Source organism: Pseudomonas sp. GM18 (genome assembly GCF_000282195.1).
Taxonomy (GTDB): Bacteria; Pseudomonadota; Gammaproteobacteria; order Pseudomonadales; family Pseudomonadaceae; genus Aquipseudomonas.
Genome location: NZ_AKJT01000111.1, coordinates 19512 through 39081 on the forward strand (window position 1 = coordinate 19512; position 19570 = coordinate 39081).

20 protein-coding genes and 1 tRNA gene are annotated in these 19570 nt (G+C 57.8%); 14 read left to right on the top strand and 7 right to left on the bottom strand.

Translation table 11 applies throughout. The features are described 5' to 3' along the window. Positions 1–5: 5 nt before the first annotated feature. The 3 genes from PMI21_RS02965 (at position 6) to PMI21_RS02955 (ending at position 3242) form a co-directional block, all read left to right on the top strand. Entirely contained in the window at positions 6–593 is a 588-nt protein-coding gene (locus PMI21_RS02965) for a sigma-E factor negative regulatory protein (RefSeq protein WP_007941440.1), read from the top strand. An 8-nt stretch (positions 594–601) separates the two neighbouring features. Next, positions 602–1564, top strand: coding sequence for a MucB/RseB C-terminal domain-containing protein (locus PMI21_RS02960; RefSeq protein WP_007941442.1), 963 nt, complete (start codon positions 602–604; stop codon positions 1562–1564). Positions 1565–1811: 247 nt separating this feature from the next. Continuing rightward, positions 1812–3242, top strand: coding sequence for a DegQ family serine endoprotease (locus PMI21_RS02955; protein ID WP_007941443.1), 1431 nt, complete (start codon positions 1812–1814; stop codon positions 3240–3242). A gap of 75 nt (positions 3243–3317) precedes the next feature. Here the strand turns inward: PMI21_RS02955 and PMI21_RS02950 are convergent, their stop codons facing one another. Next, positions 3318–4751: a M48 family metalloprotease gene (locus tag PMI21_RS02950; protein ID WP_007941444.1), complete on the bottom strand. Its 1434-nt coding sequence runs from the start codon at positions 4749–4751 to the stop codon at positions 3318–3320. 97 nt (positions 4752–4848) lie between these two features. Between PMI21_RS02950 and PMI21_RS02945 the strand changes: the two genes are divergently transcribed. Continuing rightward, positions 4849–5088, top strand: a complete 240-nt coding sequence (locus tag PMI21_RS02945) for a sulfurtransferase TusA family protein (RefSeq protein WP_007941445.1) — start codon at positions 4849–4851, stop codon at positions 5086–5088. Between the two features lie 31 nt (positions 5089–5119). Continuing rightward, positions 5120–6190: an AI-2E family transporter gene (locus PMI21_RS02940; protein ID WP_007941446.1), complete on the top strand. Its 1071-nt coding sequence runs from the start codon at positions 5120–5122 to the stop codon at positions 6188–6190. A 127-nt stretch (positions 6191–6317) separates the two neighbouring features. Here PMI21_RS02940 and PMI21_RS02935 read toward each other — a convergent pair whose 3' ends face one another. After that, positions 6318–6791, bottom strand: a complete 474-nt coding sequence (locus PMI21_RS02935; protein WP_007941447.1) for a peroxiredoxin — start codon at positions 6789–6791, stop codon at positions 6318–6320. 10 nt (positions 6792–6801) lie between these two features. Beyond that, positions 6802–7362, bottom strand: a complete 561-nt coding sequence (locus tag PMI21_RS02930) for a glycine cleavage system protein R (protein ID WP_007898662.1) — start codon at positions 7360–7362, stop codon at positions 6802–6804. 328 nt (positions 7363–7690) lie between these two features. Between PMI21_RS02930 and dapA the strand changes: the two genes are divergently transcribed. From dapA to PMI21_RS02905, 5 genes are all read left to right on the top strand, one after another. Then, complete coding sequence (dapA, locus tag PMI21_RS02925; protein ID WP_007941448.1) at positions 7691–8569, top strand: 4-hydroxy-tetrahydrodipicolinate synthase; 879 nt, start codon at positions 7691–7693, stop codon at positions 8567–8569. A gap of 17 nt (positions 8570–8586) precedes the next feature. Next, complete coding sequence (bamC, locus tag PMI21_RS02920; protein WP_007941449.1) at positions 8587–9702, top strand: outer membrane protein assembly factor BamC; 1116 nt, start codon at positions 8587–8589, stop codon at positions 9700–9702. 4 nt (positions 9703–9706) lie between these two features. Next, entirely contained in the window at positions 9707–10465 is a 759-nt protein-coding gene (locus PMI21_RS02915; protein ID WP_007941451.1) for an MBL fold metallo-hydrolase, read from the top strand. A 28-nt stretch (positions 10466–10493) separates the two neighbouring features. Continuing rightward, positions 10494–11207, top strand: coding sequence for a phosphoribosylaminoimidazolesuccinocarboxamide synthase (gene purC, locus PMI21_RS02910; protein WP_007941453.1), 714 nt, complete (start codon positions 10494–10496; stop codon positions 11205–11207). 84 nt (positions 11208–11291) lie between these two features. Further along, positions 11292–11381, top strand: a tRNA-Ser gene (locus PMI21_RS02905). 148 nt (positions 11382–11529) lie between these two features. Here the strand turns inward: PMI21_RS02905 and PMI21_RS02900 are convergent. After that, on the bottom strand, positions 11530–12867 hold the full coding sequence (locus PMI21_RS02900) for a hypothetical protein (RefSeq protein ID WP_157214328.1): 1338 nt from the start codon (positions 12865–12867) through the stop codon (positions 11530–11532). Between the two features lie 271 nt (positions 12868–13138). Between PMI21_RS02900 and PMI21_RS02895 the strand changes: the two genes are divergently transcribed. From PMI21_RS02895 to PMI21_RS02880, 4 genes are all read left to right on the top strand, one after another. Further along, on the top strand, positions 13139–14152 hold the full coding sequence (locus PMI21_RS02895) for a hypothetical protein (protein ID WP_007941455.1): 1014 nt from the start codon (positions 13139–13141) through the stop codon (positions 14150–14152). 340 nt (positions 14153–14492) lie between these two features. Beyond that, positions 14493–14684, top strand: coding sequence for a YegP family protein (locus PMI21_RS02890; protein ID WP_007941456.1), 192 nt, complete (start codon positions 14493–14495; stop codon positions 14682–14684). Positions 14685–14853: 169 nt separating this feature from the next. Next, a complete protein-coding gene (locus PMI21_RS02885; protein WP_033064228.1) occupies positions 14854–15780 on the top strand; it encodes a LysR substrate-binding domain-containing protein in 927 nt (308 codons plus the stop codon). A gap of 52 nt (positions 15781–15832) precedes the next feature. After that, positions 15833–16195: a 5-carboxymethyl-2-hydroxymuconate Delta-isomerase gene (locus tag PMI21_RS02880; RefSeq protein ID WP_007941460.1), complete on the top strand. Its 363-nt coding sequence runs from the start codon at positions 15833–15835 to the stop codon at positions 16193–16195. Between the two features lie 3 nt (positions 16196–16198). Here the strand turns inward: PMI21_RS02880 and PMI21_RS02875 are convergent, their stop codons facing one another. From PMI21_RS02875 to PMI21_RS02865, 3 genes are all read right to left on the bottom strand, one after another. Further along, entirely contained in the window at positions 16199–17134 is a 936-nt protein-coding gene (locus PMI21_RS02875; RefSeq protein ID WP_007941461.1) for a LysR family transcriptional regulator, read from the bottom strand. Positions 17135–17281: 147 nt separating this feature from the next. Then, complete coding sequence (locus PMI21_RS02870; RefSeq protein WP_007941462.1) at positions 17282–18229, bottom strand: DMT family transporter; 948 nt, start codon at positions 18227–18229, stop codon at positions 17282–17284. 15 nt (positions 18230–18244) lie between these two features. Beyond that, positions 18245–19429, bottom strand: coding sequence for a cyanate transporter (locus PMI21_RS02865; RefSeq protein ID WP_007941463.1), 1185 nt, complete (start codon positions 19427–19429; stop codon positions 18245–18247). Positions 19430–19570: the final 141 nt, after the last annotated feature.

The window sequence follows — 19570 nt, forward strand, 5'->3', positions numbered from 1 at the left end:
ACGCCATGAGTCGTGAAGCCCTGCAGGAATCGCTGTCCGCAGTGATGGATAACGAAGCGGACGAACTGGAATTGCGTCGGGTATTGAATGCCTTTGACGATGTTGAAACCCGCGAAACCTGGGCTCGTTACCAGATCGCTCGGGCGGTCATGCACAAGGACCTGCTGCTTCCTCGTCTGGACATCGCTGCGGCAGTCTCTGCTGCGCTGGCTGACGAAGCCGTGCCGGCAAAAGCTTCCCGCGGTCCATGGCGCAGTCTGGGTCGTCTGGCAGTTGCTGCTTCGGTGACCATTGCCGTGCTGGCAGGTGTTCGTCTGTACAACCAGGACGAGATCGCTGGTGTCGAACTGGCTCAGCATTCCAGTCAACCGGGTCTGACCGCTCCTCAGGTCAAGGGCCCCGCTGTATTGGCAGGCTACAATGAGAGTTCGGAAGCCACTGGTCCTATGGCCAATGGTGTATTGCAAGGTCAGCCAGGCTGGCACGATCAGCGTCTGCCAGGTTACTTGCGCCAACATGCTCAACAGGCTGCACTGAAAGGTACTGAGAGCGCTCTGCCTTACGCTCGTGCAGCAAGCCTGGAAAACCGTTAAGGAGGATCATGCGCGCCATACCTCTACTTACGCTTCTGCTCAGTGGCTGGTTTATTGTTCCAGCCCACGCCGATGAAGCCCAGGACTGGCTGAAGCGTCTGGGACAGGCGGAGCAAACGCAGAGCTTTCACGGTACTTTCGTCTACGAGCGTAACGGTAGTTTTTCTACCCATAACATCTGGCATCGCGTCCAGGATGGCAAAGTCCAAGAGCGTTTACTCCAGCTCGACGGTTCGGCCCAGGAAGTCGTGCGCATTGATGGGCATACTCAATGCGTCAGCGGCACCCTGATAGCAGGACTGGGGGACTCACCCAACTCCGCCGCTCGTGCGCTCGATCCACAAAAGCTAAAGAATTGGTATGACCTTGCCGTCATCGGCAAATCGCGCGTGGCCGGGCGTTCGGCGGTGATCGTCTCGTTGACGCCTCGCGATCAGCACCGCTATGGCTTTGAGCTGCATCTGGACAAGGAAACCGGCTTGCCGTTGAAGTCATTGTTGCTCAATGACAAAGGGCAACTGCTGGAACGGTTCCAGTTCACCCGGCTGGATACTGCCGAGGTGCCTTCCGACAGCGATTTGCAGGCAGGTTCTGAGTGCAAGCCCATTAACCTCGACAGTGACAAGGCGTCCGCCGTCAAGACTGCGCAGGTCTGGCATTCGGACTGGTTGCCGCCAGGTTTCGAGCTGACCAGTAGTACCTCTCACAAGGATCCGGATACCAAAGTCCAGGTCAGCAGTCTGATGTTTGACGATGGTCTGGCCCGATTCTCGGTGTTCCTTGAGCCATTGAATGGGGCAACAGTCACCGACACCCGTACCCAACTGGGGCCAACAGTCGCTGTCTCCCGTCGCTTGACCACTCCGCAAGGCGAAATAATGGTGACCGTGGTCGGTGAAATACCGATTGGCACCGCCGAACGGATTGCGCTGTCCATGCGCAACGATGCCGCGGCTACCAGCAAGCAGTGAGCTGATCAGCCATGCTCATCGATCGGAGTGTGGATGGTGCGGGAGGTCGGCAATGGCTGCCCCGTCGTTGAGGCCTCGAAATGTTTTGCCGAGCATTTTCATTTGCAAATATCCCGAAAATTTTTTATAGGTCAGAGCCCCTCGGCTCTGGCCTTGTTTGTTGTTCCCGGAACAAAAATACCGGCGTATCGTTTCCGGTGTTCCTTGCTCCATATCGCTTAACCATGCTCGTCGTAACGGGAGCCGTATGTCGATACCACGCTTGAAGTCTTATCTGTCTATTTTTGCCACCGTGCTGGTGCTCGGTCAGGCGGTCACTGCGCAAGCGGTCGAGTTGCCTGACTTCACGCAACTGGTCGAGCAGGCCTCGCCCGCGGTGGTGAACATCAGTACTACCCAGAAGTTACCGGAACGCAAAGTGTCCAGCGAGCAAATGCCTGACCTTGAAGGTTTGCCGCCAATGCTGCGCGAGTTCTTCGAACGTGGCATGCCGCAGCAGCCACGCTCACCTCGTGGCGATCGCCAACGCGAAGCGCAGTCCCTGGGGTCGGGTTTCATCATTTCGCCTGACGGCTACATCCTGACCAACAACCATGTGATTGCCGATGCCGACGAGATTCTCGTGCGCCTCGCCGATCGCAGTGAGTTGAAGGCCAAGCTGATCGGTACCGATCCGCGTTCCGACGTCGCCTTGCTGAAAATCGAAGGCAAGGACCTGCCGGTTCTGAAGCTCGGCAAATCGCAGGACCTGAAAGCCGGTCAGTGGGTCGTGGCCATCGGCTCGCCGTTCGGCTTTGATCACACTGTGACTCAAGGCATCGTCAGTGCCATCGGTCGCAGCCTGCCGAACGAAAACTATGTGCCGTTCATCCAGACCGACGTGCCGATCAACCCGGGTAACTCCGGTGGTCCGCTGTTCAACCTGGCCGGTGAAGTGGTCGGCATCAACTCGCAGATCTACACCCGCTCCGGCGGCTTCATGGGCGTGTCGTTCGCAATCCCTATCGATGTGGCGATGGACGTTTCCAATCAGCTGAAAAGCGGCGGTAAAGTCAGCCGTGGCTGGTTGGGTGTGGTGATCCAGGAAGTGAGCAAGGATCTGGCCGAGTCGTTCGGTCTCGAGAAACCGGCCGGTGCGCTGGTGGCTCAGATCCAGGATGACGGTCCGGCTGCCAAGGGTGGCCTGCAAGTGGGCGACGTGATCCTGAGCATGAACGGTCAACCGATCATCATGTCCGCCGATCTGCCGCACTTGGTGGGTGCGCTGAAGGCAGGCTCGAAAGCCAATCTTGAAGTGATCCGTGAAGGCAAGCGCAAGAACGTCGAGCTGACCGTCGGCGCTATCCCTGAGGAAGGCAAGGAGCTGGAAGCCCTGCCTAAATCCAGCGTCGAGCGCAGCAGCAATCGCCTGGGTGTTTCTGTTGCCGAGTTGACCGATGAGCAGAAGAAAACCTACGACCTCAAAGGTGGCGTGGTTATCAAGGAAGTGCAGGACGGTCCTGCTGCCCTGATCGGCTTGCAGCCTGGCGACGTGATCACTCACCTGAACAATCAGGCGATCGGCTCCACCAAGGAGTTCATGGACATCGCCAAGGCGTTGCCGAAGAACCGCTCGGTATCGATGCGGGTTCTGCGCCAGGGGCGCGCCAGCTTCATCACCTTCAAACTGGCTGAATAAACCTGTTGTCGGCTGAATAAAAAACCGCCTCGAAAGAGGCGGTTTTTTTTTGCCTGAATTTTGACCTCGAAGCGGTCAGCCCATCATGTCCTTGACCATGCGCTCCTGCTCCATCAGCTCGCGTTGCCGTGCGTCGATCCGCGATGACAGCGGGAAGTTGCTGCCCGCCTTGCGCTTGGCGAAGTCCAGTTGTTGGATTGCCTGGCGATAATCGCCGATCAGTGCAAAATACTCCGCGCGTGCCTGATGCAGGCCGATGATGTTGCCTGACAGACCACGAGTCTCGGCCACCAGGTACCAGACGTCCGGATCTTCGGGACGGGTCTTGAGCAGGTTCTCCAGCGCTTTTTCCGCATCGGCCGCTCGATTCTGCTTGAGCAGCAGATCGACACGCACCTGATTCAGCGGGTAGTTGCCCGGATACTGAGTCAGCATCCGGTCAACCCGTGACTGAGCATCGGGCAGACGATTATTGGTGATGTCCAGATCGACCTGCGCCAGGTTGTAGATGATCTCGTTCGGCGATTTGGCCAGCAGCTGCTTGAGGTTCTCGCGAGCTTCATTCAGCTGGCCGCCCTTGATCTGGGCGATTGCCAGGCCATAGCGCGCGACGTCGTTTTTCGGGTTTTCGTCGAGCTGGGCACGGAAGCGCTTGGCACCCAAGCCTGGGGTTTCTTCATAGATCAGCTGCACACGTGCACGAATCAGCTGATAACGCATACTGTCTTCGATACCGCCCGGTTTGGCCTGTTCGGCGCGGTTGCGGGTGTCGGCGATACGCGATTCGGTCACCGGGTGAGTGAGCAGGAATTCCGGCGGCTTGGCATCGTAGCGGTACTGGCGCATGAGCCGTTCGAACATGGTCGGCATCGAGCGCGGATCGTAACCGGCCTTCTCCAGATTCATGATGCCGATACGGTCGGCTTCCTGTTCGTTCTGGCGCGAGAACCGTCGTTGTTCCTGCATCGCCGCCGCCTGAGTGCCGGCAATGGTCGCGATCCCGGCATCGCCTGCACCGGCAGCGGCAATCACGATTCCGGCCAGCAATGCAGCCATCATCGGCACTTGCATGCGTTGCGAGGCTTCGACACCACGGGCGAAGTGACGCTGCGACAAGTGGGCCAGCTCGTGGGCCAGGACCGAGGCATATTCGCCTTCGGTCTGGGCGTTGAGGAACAAGCCCCCGTTGACGCCGACGATCCCGCCTGGCGCGGCAAAAGCGTTGAGCTGTGGGCTGTTGATCAGGATGAACTCCAGGCGCCGGTCATTGACCTGGCTGGTTTCCACCAGCCGATAGACGCTGGACTCGACGTAATCCTTGAGTTGCGGATCGTTGAGTTGCGACACCTGGCTGCGCAGCATCGCCAGCCACGCACGGCCCAGTTGGTATTCCTGTTGCGGCGAGACAATGGCAGAACTGGCGTCACCGAGTGACGGCAAGTCGTCGGCGAAGCCCGGTGAGGCGAGCAGGCAAGCGAGCGTCAGCAGGGTAGGGCGCAAAAAAGTCATGCACAAAGCCTTAGTCGACAAAGACGTTACTGTAGCCGGACACTACGCTTGGGACCAGATATTCTAAGCGGCTCAACCCCTGCCCCGGAGTGATTCGATGACTGACGCTGTAACCCACGACGCCGAGCTGGACGCCAGCGGTCTGAATTGTCCGTTGCCGTTGCTCAAGGCCAAGATGGAACTGAACCGACTGGCCAGCGGAGCGGTGCTCAAGGTGATTGCCACGGATGCGGGCTCTCAGCGCGATTTTCGCACCTTTGCCCGATTGGCCGGTCATACGCTGCTTCGTGAAGAAGATGAAGCGGGCGTTTACCGCTATTGGTTAAAAAAAGCCTGAAACCTGCTGCGTTCGTTCTTAAGGATTATTGATGTTCAAAGTGTTACGCGACTGGATTCAGCGCTACTTCTCGGATGAAGAGGCCGTGGTGCTGGCGGTGCTGCTGTTTCTGGCATTTACCGCCGTACTCACCCTGGGTGGAATGCTTGCGCCAGTGCTGGCCGGGATGGTGCTGGCGTATCTGATGCAGGGGTTGGTGGTGATCCTCGAGCGCCTGCGTCTGCCGGGTGCAGCGGCGGTGGGGCTGGTCTTCGCGTTGTTCATGGGGGGGCTGCTGGTATTCATCATCGTCGTGGTGCCACTGCTCTGGCATCAGTTGATCACGCTGTTCAACGAATTGCCCGGCATGCTCGCCAAGTGGCAATCACTGCTGTTGCTGCTGCCCGAGCGTTATCCGCATCTGGTGTCGGACGAGCAAGTGCTGCAGGCGATCGAAGTGGCGCGGGGCGAGATCGGCAAATTCGGCCAGTGGGCGCTGACGTTCTCGCTGTCGAGCCTGCCGCTGCTGGTGAACATCATGATCTACCTGGTACTGGTGCCGATTCTGGTGTTCTTCTTTCTCAAGGACCGGGAGATGATCGGCCAGTGGGTACGCGGTTACCTGCCGCGAGAGCGAGCGCTGATCACCCGGGTCGCCCAGGAAATGAACCGGCAGATTGCCAATTACATTCGTGGCAAGGTCATCGAAATCTTCATTTGCGGTGGCGTGACGTACATCGCTTTCGTGGCGCTGGGGCTCAACTACGCGGCGCTGCTGGCGTTGCTGGTGGGTGTATCGGTGGTGGTGCCTTACGTGGGGGCGGTGGTGGTGACCGTGCCGGTGCTGCTGATTGCGCTGTTCCAATGGGGTTGGAGCGATCAGTTCATCTATTTGATGGCAGTCTACGGGATCATTCAGACGCTGGATGGCAACGTGCTGGTGCCGCTGCTGTTCTCGGAAGCGGTCAACCTGCACCCGGTGGCGATCATCTGTGCGGTGCTGCTGTTTGGCGGGTTGTGGGGCTTCTGGGGCGTGTTCTTTGCGATTCCCCTGGCGACGCTGTTCAAAGCCGTGCTGGATGCCTGGCCGCGCAAGGAGCCGGAGGTGGCGCCGCTGCTTTAGCGGTCAGTGCTGGTTATGCGGTGAGGCTGATGGCCTCATCCCGAGCGGGCTCGGTCCCACAAGGTTTGCGCAAATCCTGTGGGGGGCGAGCCAGCCCGCGAAGGCGTCCGAACAGACGCCCAAAAAATCAGGCCTTGTTCAGCGCCTGAGCAGCAGCCAAAACCGCATCCACATGGCCCGGCACCTTCACGCCGCGCCATTCCTGACGCAACACGCCATCCTTGTCGATCAGGAACGTGCTGCGATCAACACCCATATATTCCTTGCCGTAGAGCTTTTTAAGCTTGATCACATCGAACAGCTGACAGATGGTTTCGTCCTTGTCGCTGATCAGCTCGAAGGGGAATTCCTGCTTGCACTTGAAGTTTTCGTGAGACTTCAGGCTATCGCGAGATATGCCGAACACCTCGGTGTTAGCCGCCTTGAACGCCGCGTACTGGTCGCGAAAACCCTGGCCTTCGGTGGTGCAGCCCGGCGTGCTGTCCTTCGGGTAGAAGTAAATCACCACTTGCTTGCCTTTGAGGGCCGCGAGGCTGACGGTCTGCCCGCTGGTGGCGGGTGCTTCGAAGTCGGCAACCGGTTGGTCGATGGCTACGGCCATGAAAGCTTCCTTACATTGGGTTTTGTGGGCGCCACGGTTCAATCAGCGCGTCCAGGTTCATGGCGTCGGCGAAATCCAGGAACTGGTCACGCAGCCAGCTGATCTGGGTGCCGGCCGGCAAGGTCACGGTGAACGTGGCGTTGAGCATGGTGCCGCCGGTCTGCGGAGCCTGATAGGTGTCACAGGTCAGGTTCTCCAGCTCGACGTTGTGGTCCATGAAGAACTGGCACAGCTCGTTGATGATGTCCGGGCGATAGGCCGAGCTGACGTAGGCGACGTACGGCAGGGCCTGGGGACGGTTCTCCAGGGCTGCGCTGCGCACCACGTTGACAGTGAAAGCGTGTCGTTTGGCCAGTACTGGCAGGCTGCCTTCGAGGCGCGCCAGGGCGTCCCAGCTGCCGGAGATCTCGAGGATCAGCGCACTGCATTCGCCATGACGCGTCAGGCGAGAGGTGACCACGGCGCAGCGGTTTTCATGGCTGGCGCGGCACAGGACGTTAGTCAGCTCCATGGGGTTGGCGCCGAGGGCACTGATGACAAGGAATTGTTCGCGAACTGTGGGGGTGGACATGCAGCATTCCTAAAGCGATGAGCGGTCGATACTGTTTATGGGCTTTTTTACCGGGGACGAGCCTGCGGATGCGAATTCACAAACCCCCAGCCGAAGGTTGCTACGTGCTCCAGTATGGCAAGAGCGAGGGGTGGCAACGCTGGATCGGGGCTTGTGATGCCGAAAATGGAGGCTGGAACCCGGCGTACGAGCTGATCAGTACCGATCAAAGTCTGAAGGGTAGCGAAAAGCAGCGCCAAGGGGAATGGCGGCAGCGCAGTACTTCGCTTGTACAAGCATCTTGGCGCCAGTACCATTACCGCTCTCTTTTTCCGGCAGGAGCGGTTGCATGATTGCGGGCAGTATGGTGGCACTGGTCACACCCATGGATGCACAGGGTCGTCTCGACTGGGACAGCCTGAGCAAACTGGTGGACTTCCACCTGCAAGAGGGCACCAACGCCATCGTGGCGGTCGGCACTACGGGTGAGTCGGCCACGCTTGACGTGAACGAGCACATCGAAGTGATTCGTCGCGTGGTTGCCCAGGTTGCAGGGCGTATTCCGGTGATCGCCGGTACGGGCGCCAATTCGACGCGCGAAGCGATCGAACTGACGACCAACGCGAAGAACGCTGGCGCCGACGCGTGCCTGCTGGTAACCCCTTATTACAACAAGCCGACGCAAGAAGGCCTGTACCTGCACTTCCGCGCCATCGCCGAAGCGGTCGATATCCCGCAGATTCTTTACAATGTGCCGGGCCGTACCGCGTGCGACATGCAGGCCGAGACGGTGATCCGCCTGTCGACCGTGAAGAACATCATCGGCATCAAGGAAGCCACGGGCGACCTGCAGCGCGCCAAGGATATCCTGGCCGGCGTGAGCAGCGACTTCCTGGTCTATTCCGGTGACGATGCGACTGCGGTCGAGCTGATGCTGCTTGGCGGCAAGGGCAATATTTCGGTGACCGCCAACGTTGCACCGCGTGCCATGAGCGAACTGTGCGCCGCAGCGATGGCCGGCGATGCCGTCAAAGCCCGGGCGATCCACGAAAAGCTGATGCCGCTCAATAAAACCCTGTTTATCGAATCCAACCCTATCCCCGTGAAATGGGCGCTGCATGAAATGGGCCTGATGCCGGACGGTATCCGTCTGCCGCTCACCTGGCTCAGTGCTGCCTGTCACGAACCGCTGCGGCAGGCCATGCGCCAGTCCGGCGTCCTGGTTTAATTGAGGAAGTACTACGCATGAAGCGAATGGCCGGACTTTCCGCACTTGCCTTGATTATCTCCAGCACCAGTGGCTGCGGATGGATCTGGGGCCCGGAAGGTTACTTCCGTGACCGTGGTAGCGATTACCTGGAAGCGCAACAGACTGCACCGATGCAACTGCCACCGAACGTCAGCACCTCCAAGCGTCTGGATCCGCTGTTGCCGATCCCGCGCAATGTGGCCGACGATACAGCCAAGGGCGAATATGTCGTGCCTCGTCCGCAGCCACTGTCGGCAGCGGCTGATATCAGCGCCTACTCTTTGCAGAAGAGCGGCGATTCGCGTTGGATCATGGCTCAGAACCCACCGGCCGAAGTCTGGCCAGTGGCCGTGCAGTTCTTCCAGGACAACGGTTTCCGTCTGGACCAACAGCGCCCGCAAACCGGTGAATTCACTACCACCTGGCAGCATTCCGACGAACTGTCCGCAGCTATGGCCAAGCGCCTGAGCGCGGCCGGTGTCGGCGCCGACAGCGAAACCCGCGTGCGGGTGCGTATCGAGCCGGGCGTGCAGCGCAACACCAGTGAAGTCTACGTGGTCAGCGCCGAGCGTCCTGCCGGCAGCACCGCCAACGTCGATTTCACCAATCGTTCGGTCAACACCGGCCTGGACGCAGCATTGGTCGACGACATGCTCGCGAGCATGAGCCGCACTTCGGAGAAGGGCGGTTCGGTCTCCATGCTGGCCTCGCGTGATTTCGACACGCCAAGCCGTGTCAGCCTGACCGAGGACGGCAGCGGCAACCCGGTGCTCAACGTCGGTACCGACCTGGATCGTGCCTGGTCGAGCGTCGGTCGTGCGCTGGAACAGGGCGAATGGCGCGTTGAAGACATCAACCGCAGCCTGGGCCTGTACTACATCAACCTCGCCGAAAAAGCCGAGAAGAAAGACGAGCAGCCAGGTTTCTTCGGCAGCCTGTTCGGCAGCAAGCCGAACAAGGAAGAAGTTGAAGCCCGCGCCGAGCGTTATCAGGTTCGCCTGAGCAAGGTCGGCGAGAACGTACAAGTCACCGTCGAGAAAAACATCAATACCGTGGCGCCGGCAGACGTGGCGCGCAAAGTGTTGACCGTGATTCAGGACAACCTGGGCTGATCACATGCGTTTTGCCGTTCTCGGCAGCGGTAGCCAAGGGAACGGCACGCTGGTAGCCAGCGATGACACGTATGTACTGGTGGATTGTGGTTTCTCCCTGCGGGAAACCGAAAAACGCCTGCTGCGCCTTGGGGTAAACCCTGCGCAGTTGAGCGCGATACTTGTGACCCACGAACATGCCGATCACGTGCATGGCGTGGGTTTGCTGTCTCGGCGTTACAATCTGCCTGTCTACCTCAGTCGCGGGACCCTGCGCGGGATGCGCAAACCGATTGAACCCGCAGGCCTTCTGGCTGGCGGCGAGCAATTGCAAATCGGCCCTCTGAGCATCGGCGTCATTGCCGTGGCCCATGATGCACAGGAGCCGACGCAGTATGTCTTCAGCGATGGTCAGCGGCGTTTCGGCCTGTTGACCGACCTGGGCTCATACTGCAACAAAGTGCTGGACGGCTATCGGGACCTCGATGCGTTGATGATCGAGGCCAACCATTGCCGTGACATGCTGGCTCGCGGTCACTACCCGTACTTTCTCAAGCAACGGGTGGGCGGTGAATTGGGACATTTGAACAACCATCAGGCGGCATTCCTGGTGGCCGAGTTGGGCTGGCAAGGCCTGCAACACCTGGTCCTGGCCCATCTGAGCAGCAAGAACAACCTGCCGCAGCTGGCCCGGCAATGTTTTGTCGACACCCTCGGGTGCGACCCGGACTGGCTGCAACTGGCCGATCAAGATTCAGGGCTCGACTGGCGACACATCGCCTAGCCCACCTACTTAGCAAGCGGAGCCCATCATGGAAAAACGTGAAGAACTCTACCGCGGCAAAGCCAAATCGGTTTACAAGACCGACGACGCTGACCGCTTGATCCTGCTGTTTCGCAACGACACCTCGGCGTTCGACGGCAAGCGTATCGAGCAGCTCGACCGCAAAGGCATGGTGAACAACAAGTTCAACGCCTTCATCATGCAGAAACTCGAAGCGGCCGGCGTGCCGACTCAATTCGACAAATTGCTGGGCGACAACGAATGCCTGGTGAAAAAACTCGACATGATCCCGGTCGAGTGCGTCGTGCGTAACTACGCCGCCGGCAGCCTGGTCAAGCGCCTGGGCGTTGAAGAGGGCATGAAGCTCAACCCTTACACCTTCGAACTGTTCCTGAAGGACGACGCCAAGGGCGACCCGTTCATCAACGAATCCCACGTCGTGGCATTCGGTTGGGGCACCGCCGAGCAACTGGTTCGCATGAAAGAACTGTCGCTCAAGGTCAACGAAGTGCTGAGCAAACTGTTCGACGCCGCCGGCCTGCTGCTGGTCGACTTCAAACTCGAATTTGGCGTGTTCTCCGACGGCTCCATCGTCCTGGGCGACGAGTTCAGCCCGGATGGCTGCCGTCTGTGGGACAAGGCTACCGGCAAGAAAATGGACAAGGATCGCTTCCGTCAGGGCCTCGGTGACGTCATCGAAGCCTACGAAGAAGTCGCCAATCGTCTGGGCGTACCGCTTTAATCGACGCAAGCATCTGATAGCACGGAAAAAAATCGCTAAAGGGGGTTCGCTTCCGGCGATTGTGCTGTTATGATGCGCGCCGTTGGAGAGATGCCAGAGTGGCCGAATGGGACGGATTCGAAATCCGTTGTACCTTCACCGGTACCTAGGGTTCGAATCCCTATCTCTCCGCCATTACATAGAAAAAGCCCCGTAGCTGAATAGGCTACGGGGCTTTTTTATTTCTGGTGTTTCGTTCTGAATAAGCTTTTTTGAACCTATTTCAGGGCTAGACGGGGAATGAGGTTTCCACTGGCGCTTCCCAAGGCTCTCGAGTGCATGCCTAGTTCCATTCCTCCAAGTGGTCGCTCGAGTTGCCATTCCACAATGGAAGCCTCGCAAACGCGAGGCTTGGATGCACTGACCTGTTTTCCGTTCCTTGCGCACCAAAATGAACGTCAAAACGGTTGGTTGTAATGTTGTAAACTCCCCTTGCGTGCCAAAACCAAACAATTTCTCCCAGTGCCACCCAGATTCCGTTGGTGGGTCGGTACATGACGTACATGCGGTACTCTTCATTCACGATTACACGGTCGGTATCTCTATATCTACCGTTGAAGCCAAGTAAAGTACTAGGTGAGTCTTGGGTCATCAGGTTGTATTGTCCGGTAACAACGGCCAATGGCTCATTCGGCGGATCTCCTTCATCGTCCATGGCGCCCCCGCCCAAGCTGCTGAAACTGTTGCTTCTACTTAGGCTATTGCCGCTATTGTCGCCATCACTGTCACTGCCGTCTCCGCTGTCACTACCGATACCGGTGCCAATACCCATGCCCATGCCGCCGCTTCGACTGTGGCTGCTACTGCTACTGCTACTGTAACTCTGACTTAGGCTGGAAGAGTGGGAACTGCTGCTTTGACTGAGGCCACTGCCGCCACTGGCACTTGCGCTGCTCGAAGCGCCATCATCGTATCCATAATGGAATTCGCGATCGACTACAAAGCCCAGCGACTGGATCGTGTTCTGGGCGCCGTTGCTCACGCGTTGGCGGTATACGCGCATGATTTGCGTCATCGTAAGATGGCCGGCCATTGGGTGAGGCCCAGGCAGGTTTACCTGAATTGTAAAGGCGATGCCATCGTCGGGTGGGGAACCAAAAGCCAAGGCGGATGTGGTTCTATTTTCTGCATCTGTCCCTCTTGGATCCGCCAATGTCGAAGTAATCCGAGTCATCGAAGTCTCAGCAGTGAATCTGCTCAGTACGGGCGATAGCACTTGTACTGTAAAGCGCTCCTGCACCATCTGGCCATTGATGGTGGCGCTGACGATGATCGGGATCAAACCGTCCTGTGCCCAATAAAACCGTGCCCGATTCGGGAGCGGATTAAATGGTGTGATTGCTGCACTCTGATCGTTGACGACGTAGTCGCCTACAACGTTCGTTGGGTGGCCGAAGTTCAACTGCAGTCCGACTACCGTAGCTGTCGGAGTAGCAATCGAGGAAACTATCCAGGCTTCACGGCCACCGAGTACCGCTACGTATCCTGCGGTGACGTCGATATTCGATTCATTATGGATTGCCAGTTGCCGCTGACGGAACCTCAGATGCAGTATGGTTGGCTCCGCTTCTAACTTCGCCCCGCACTTCCAGCACACGCCGGGACCTGCGCTGGCAAACATTTTGCACTTCTGGCATTTGTACATAGCGATCCCTGCCCGGTCTGGGCGCTCTGATATTGATGATCAACGTGTCCTGCTTGATCCTGGGAGGAAGGTCAGACCCGAGGCCTTCAACTCCTCGGAGTACAGCTTAGTCAATAACAGGGTGGGTAATGTATTTTGGTATTTGCCGGAAACAGGTCTGTTTAGGAGGGGGCATGTTGCATTACAAAATAAATCTGTCACCATTTTTGCACTCAAGTGTGCCGGGAGCACGTTTTAAAGGTTTGTTATGAAAATTTGGGCTTGTGCGAAAGACGCGAACGGATTTATCAACAGGGAAGATGGGCGCTATAAGCTATTCTTCATTTGGCAAGCGTTGAAGTTGAAAAGGGAAAATTTCAATTACTATAGCTCTTTAATCTTTTACAGTACCCATGCCCGTGAAAGTAAACGTCGCCCAATGGTAACGGTGAAGAACGGCTGGTTTCGCTACAAAGAGAAAGACCTTCGCATTGAAAGCTCCGGCAAAAGTGAAGGTGAATCGATTTCCCACGCTTTCGTCGTCGCCGCGCTTGCTCAACTCGAAACGATCAATTTTCAATTTGGTACGCGAGTGGTGCCGTTCACCTTTACCCGGCTTGTAGCAGAAGAAACCGATATTCGTTTTGGCAATGGCAGATCGTATTACCCTGACCTGTACGGCGAGTTCACCGCGGAAAATCCCTATTACAAGCAGTGGGGAGGAAAGGTCGCAATTGAGGTTTGGGTAGAGCATGAATGTGAGGAACCGAAGATCGGCGATTTCCTGTCCCATGGGATACCTATCATCGAGGTCAAGGTCACGAAGGGACTGCGTGCTGAGCCTTACATCGACTCGAATGATCTAGAAGCAAGCCTCGAACGATGTTTTGCGAAAACGAAGGAAATCCTGAGTGGAAACGTCTTTGCAAAAATTATCGCGAATCCGGTAAGCACTGCTTTCCACTGGGAATACGCTGCGGAGCAAGAGTCAAAGCTGAAAACTCAGGCAGATCAAGCCCAGCGGTTGTTTAACGGCATACAGCAGCAAATTGCTCAGAAGGATAAGGCGCTGAGTGAGCGGACTGAACAAAGTACGAAGCTCAACGCTTTGTGGGTGAGCGCTGCACGACAGATTGATACTCTTAGAAATGCGTCTGTTGATGATAAAGCGGCTCTTGATCTGAAAGAAGGTGAAATTCAAGCTATTAAGGAAAAGCTTGCTGCTGAGCAACGAATAGGTTTTTGGGGCTGGTTGGGAAGAAGATTTAAGAAAGCTGATTGATGATTTGAAAAGCCCTGTAGCTGAATAAGCTATGGGGCTTTTCGTTGTGCGCAGCTTTTTCCGTTGGGCCATTTTCGGGTTGTCCTGCTTTTGTCCCAAGTTTTTTGGTGTCGGATGAATCAGCACATCAGCGTAAGAAAAATATGCCTGTTCACGGGAAAAATAACTCCACCGAGTCGCTTTAATTACCTCCCCCCGTATTTACTGATCGCTTCGCCAATCAAGGGTTTTCCCCCGAAATATCCCCTGACATTGAAAGACGTTGCCGCAAAAAATCCTCATCTACTCTGGTTTCGCAGGTCACTGACCTGTCGTAATCAGCCATCGCAAGGAGCGATCAATGTATTTTGAGATTTACAGGCAAACCCGTGGCACCTCACAGACCGGCAAGGGCCAATGGCGCTGGCGTTTGCGGGCGGGGAATCATGAAACGATTGCCAGTGGGGAGGCTTACGTCAACAAGTCTGATTGCGTGCATGCCATCGGTTTGATCAAAGGGACTCAAGAGCAGACACCGGTCAAGGAGATATAGGTTCCAGGCGGTGAAGCTGCTCAGTCAGGGCAGCTTCGTTTTAGCCGGGCGCTCTTGAGCTGTGAGCGCCCCCGGTCTTTATGGATCAGGTCGTTTGCCTACCTGCATAGACGCCGATCGCGACACCTCCCTAAACTGTCACCCAGTCTTGGGGACCGGGGTGCAACGGATGAATCGCAACGAACTACGCAAGGCCGACATCAACCTGATGGTGGTGTTCGAGACATTGATGCTCGAACGCAACGTCACACGGGTAGCGGAGAAGCTGTTCCTCGGTCAGCCGACCATCAGTGCGGCGCTGAACCGCTTGCGGACGATGTTCAACGATCCGCTGTTCATTCGGGTCGGCCATCGCATGGAGCCGACGGCGCGGGCCGAGGAGATCATTCAGCACCTGTCGCCGGCACTGGATTCTTTGTCGGTGGCTTTGAGCCTGACCCACGATTTCGATCCGCTCAGCAGCACCATGACGTTTCGCATCGGGCTGTCGGACGATGTCGAGTTCGGCCTGTTACCACCGTTGCTGCGCGCCTTGCGCCAGGAGGCGCCGAAAGTGGTGTTCGTGGTCCAGCATGTCGACTACTGGCGCATTCCCGACTTGCTGGCGTCTGGCGATATCACCGTTGGTATCAGCCAGACCCGTGGCTTGCCGGCCAACGCCAAGCGCAAATTGTTGCGACATATCCAGCCCAGTATTTTGCGTGCAGACGCATCGGACACACCGTTGACCCTCGATGAATATTGCGCGCGGCCGCATGTGCTGGTGTCCCACACCGCCAACGTCAGTGGCTACGCCGATGAATGGCTGGCGGAGATCGGCCGTACGCGCCACGTCGTGCTGTCCGTTCCGCAATACAGCTCATTGCCGGCGTTGCTCGCCGGCACCGATCTGATCGCCAGCCTGCCGGATTACACGGCGGAGGCGATGGCCGCGTCAGGCCAGCTGTTCAAGGAGCCGTTTCCGTTCAAGACGCCGACCCTGGACCTGTCCATGGTCTGGCTCAGCCATGTCGACAGCGATCCGGCTGAACGCTGGCTGCGCTCGCGCCTGGAGGCGTTCATGAGTGAACGTCCGATCCTTCCGCTGACAGAGTGAGCAGGGCGGTGTTATATCTACGACCTTTCTGCCAATCCTCAGGAATCCCGTCATGCCCCACCTGCACATGGAATACACCGCCAACCTGTCCGAACTGAATGCCGATGTGGCGTTGCTGCGACTCAACAACGCGCTGGTCGCTTCCGGGCAGTTTGAAGAGTTCGACATCAAGGCCCGTGCGGTGAAGGTCGAGACTTTCAGGGTGGGCACTGCACCTGGCGAGCGGGCGTTCGTGCATGTAAAACTGGCGCTATTGAGCGGTCGCTCGCCGCAGATCAAGAAGCAGTTATCAGAAAGCCTGCTGGCGGTGGTGCAGGATGTGTGTGAATGGCCGGTCGGCGTTGAGGCCCAGCTGTGTGTGGAAATCATCGATATCGATCGAGAGTCCTACACCAAGACTGCCATCGGCCACTGAGTTTCAGGCCATTTCCTGCTCGGCGCAGGCCTTGATCACTTGCTCGCGCAGCCAGGTGTTGGCGCTGTCCTGGTCGACACTTTGACTCCACTGCATGTCCAGGGTGAAGCCCGGCAAGCCATTGGGCGCTTCGCAGTGATTGAAGATCGCCTCGTTGGCCAGCAATTTCTGGATGCGCCGGGGCAAGGTCAGGATGAAGTCGGTGCCGGTGATCATCTTCAGCGCCGCGCTGTAGCTGTTGGAGCGCGCGACAATCTGGCGTTTATGGGCCTGTTGAGCCAGCCAGCCGTCAACCATGTTGGTGGTGGACGTCCAGGGCGTCGGGAACACATGCCGACGTTCAGTGAACGCTTGCAGGCTCAAGCGCGGTTCCAGCGGTGTGGCGCGTTTGTCGAAAACGCAGACCAGATCGTCCTCCAGCAGTCGCCTGGAGTTGAAGTCGGTGTGACTTCGATGAAAGTTCGGGCCGAAACAGATCACCAGGTCGAGGCTGCCGTCGCGCAGTTCTTCAGCCGGGATGTCGGTTTCGAACTTGTGCATGTTGACCATCACCGGCAGGTCGGCGAAATCGAAGCTCTTCAACAGGCGCGGCAAGATCAATTGCTCGAAGTATTCCGGCGCACAGATATTGAAGGTGACCGGTTGCAAGGTCGGATCGAACGTCGGTGTCCCGGCGTGACACAGGTTGATGCTTTCGAGAATCTTCAGCACATGGCTATACATGGTGCTGGCTTTGTAGGTGGGGCGCATACCCGTGCGGGTATTGATGAATAACTCGTCTTCGAAACTGGTGCGCAGTTTCTTCAGGCAGTAACTCACGGTGGACTGGCTGACGCAAAGTGCCTCCGACACACCGGTGACGCTGCTTTGCTCATACACGGCGACAAACACCATGAGGTCCTGCATATCGAGCTTTCTAAGCAAGTTACTGTTCAGCATCCGTTCTGTCTCGCTGTGCTCCTTGCGCTGACCGTGCGCAAACGTGTGCGAATGATCTTAGCGGAACGATAGTACCAAGAGAATGCCTTGTAGGATGTTTCATGGTCAGTTGTGGGACAGATAATGTTATGAACACGACCTGTGAATTCAATCTCCCGAAACATGGCCAGAGGCCTTCAGCGCTGATTGCTGTGCAGGCATCGCATCGCGGCTGGATATTAACAGCGCCAACATGCCGACGCCCACCAGCAACGCGCCGATGATTTCCAGGGCGCGTGGCGACTGGCGTAGCCACAACCAGTGGAACAGTGTGATGAACAGGGTGCTCAGGTAGATGTAGGAAATGACCGAGGAAGGGGCGATGACGCCAATGGCTCGATGCAGCAGCCAGAAAGTCGCCAGGGTGGCGAACAGTGCCAGGTAGATCAACCACCAGAGATCGCTCGCGCTCAGCAACGACGCCGAACGCCAGCCGCCGCTGAACCCACAGAACGCCAATAGAAACAGCGCGCCGAACAGCATGTTCCAGAAGGTCATGCCCACCGGGCCGCGCCCCTTGAGACTGCTGGCCTTGAGCCGCTGACTCAGGGGCGAGTAGAGCGCCATTGCCAGGCAACCGGCCCCGTACACCGATACCGCATACAGCGACGGCAGTTCGCCGGGGCCTGCGCCTTTCAATACCAGCAACACGGCGCCAGCCGCGGCAACCAGCATGGGCAACACGCGTTGTTTCAGGCTGCTATCGGGTGTCAGGATGGCTTCGAACAGCAGCGTCAGCAACGGCACCAGGGTGAACATCGTCCCGGTGTTCATCGCCGAGGTGTAGCGCAGTGCTTCGAACAGCGAACCGAAGTACAGCGCCAGCAGCATACCGAGCGCGGCATGACCGAGCAGGCCGCGGGCGGTCAGGGCGGTATCGCCCTTGAACAGCAACAAGGGCAAAAACACCAGGGCGCAACACAACAGGCGCAACCCGGTCAGCAGAATCGGGTCGATGGCCTGGCTGACCTGGGCTGCCGCGGAAAACGAGACGGCAATCAACAGCGCCCAGAGCAACATGCCGACGTGAGCGGCAGCAAAACCTGTGCGTTTCATGATGGGGGTTCCGGGTTAATGAATGTGTTTGGCGTAATGCCGCGGATCGAAGCGCAGGGCCATCAGGATCATCAGCGCCATGACGCCCATCAGTGACCACCAGGCCCATTCGAAACTGCCCAGTTGATCGCGAATCATCCCGGCGATCAGCGGCGAAAGGCCGGCGATCAGGTAACCGATGCCTTGCACGAAGGCGGTCAACCCGCCCGCGCGTTGGGGATTGTCCAGATGATCCAGCGACACGATCAGGCTCATCGGGAACAGTCCGCCGATGCCCAGTCCCAGCAGGCACGGCCACAGCAGGCTCAGGTGTTGCGGGCTCAGAATCAGCCCGCAGAAACCGGCCATGATCAGCGCCAGCAACACCACCAGCACCAGGCGCCGGTCACGGCTACGATTGGCGATGGCAGGTGTCAGCAGCCCCGACAACACTTCCATGGCCGTCAAAAAGCCCAGCAACAAGCCGGCCTGTTGTTCGTTCCAGCCTTTTTCCACGTAGTACGGTGCCAGCCAGGCCAGCACACAGGTGTAGGACGCCGTACCCAGGCCGAAGAAGATCGCGAGTAACCAGGCGCGGGAATTGCTGGAAAAGGATTCCTTGCGGGACGATTTCTCCCCCAATGTCGGCATTCCCGAGCGTTGAGCGCACCAGAACAGCAATGCCGCCAGCGCCAATGCCGCCCAGATCGCCAACCCCACTCGCCAACTGCCGGTGCGGGTCATCACCAACGGCGCGAATGACGCCGCAATTGCCGCGCCGGCCATGATCGACGTCACATAGAGACCCATGTACACGGAAACGTTGTCACTGAAGCGGGACTTGATCAGGGCAGGCATCAACGCCTGAATCAATGCAATGCCGACACCGGCCAACACGGCGCTCAGGATCAGTTCCGCCGCCGAATCAAGGAACAACCGCGACACCGTGGCCAGGCCGATGATCAGCAGCGACAGCACCACCGTGCGCTGCTCGCCCAGGCGCTGACTGATGCCGATACCAAAGAACATCGCCAGTCCCATGGACATGACTGGCAGCATGGTCAACAGCGAGGCCAGGCTGAAATTCAGCGGGATGTCACCGCGAATGGCTGACAGCAACGGGCCGACAGCGGCCATGGACGGACGCAGATTCAGGGCGACAAGAATGATGCTGAACATCAGCCAGAGGGCAGGGCGGGAGGTTGCGCGAACGTTTTCCATAATCGGACCTTCAGGAACAAGGAGCCGATTAGGCGCGCGAGCCTTGGAGGCGGCAAATCAGAAAGTCCGGAGCAGTATTTAGAAATTAAATAACGTCCCTGGTCCCCCGTAGCAGCTGCCGAGCCTGCGAGGCTGCGTTCG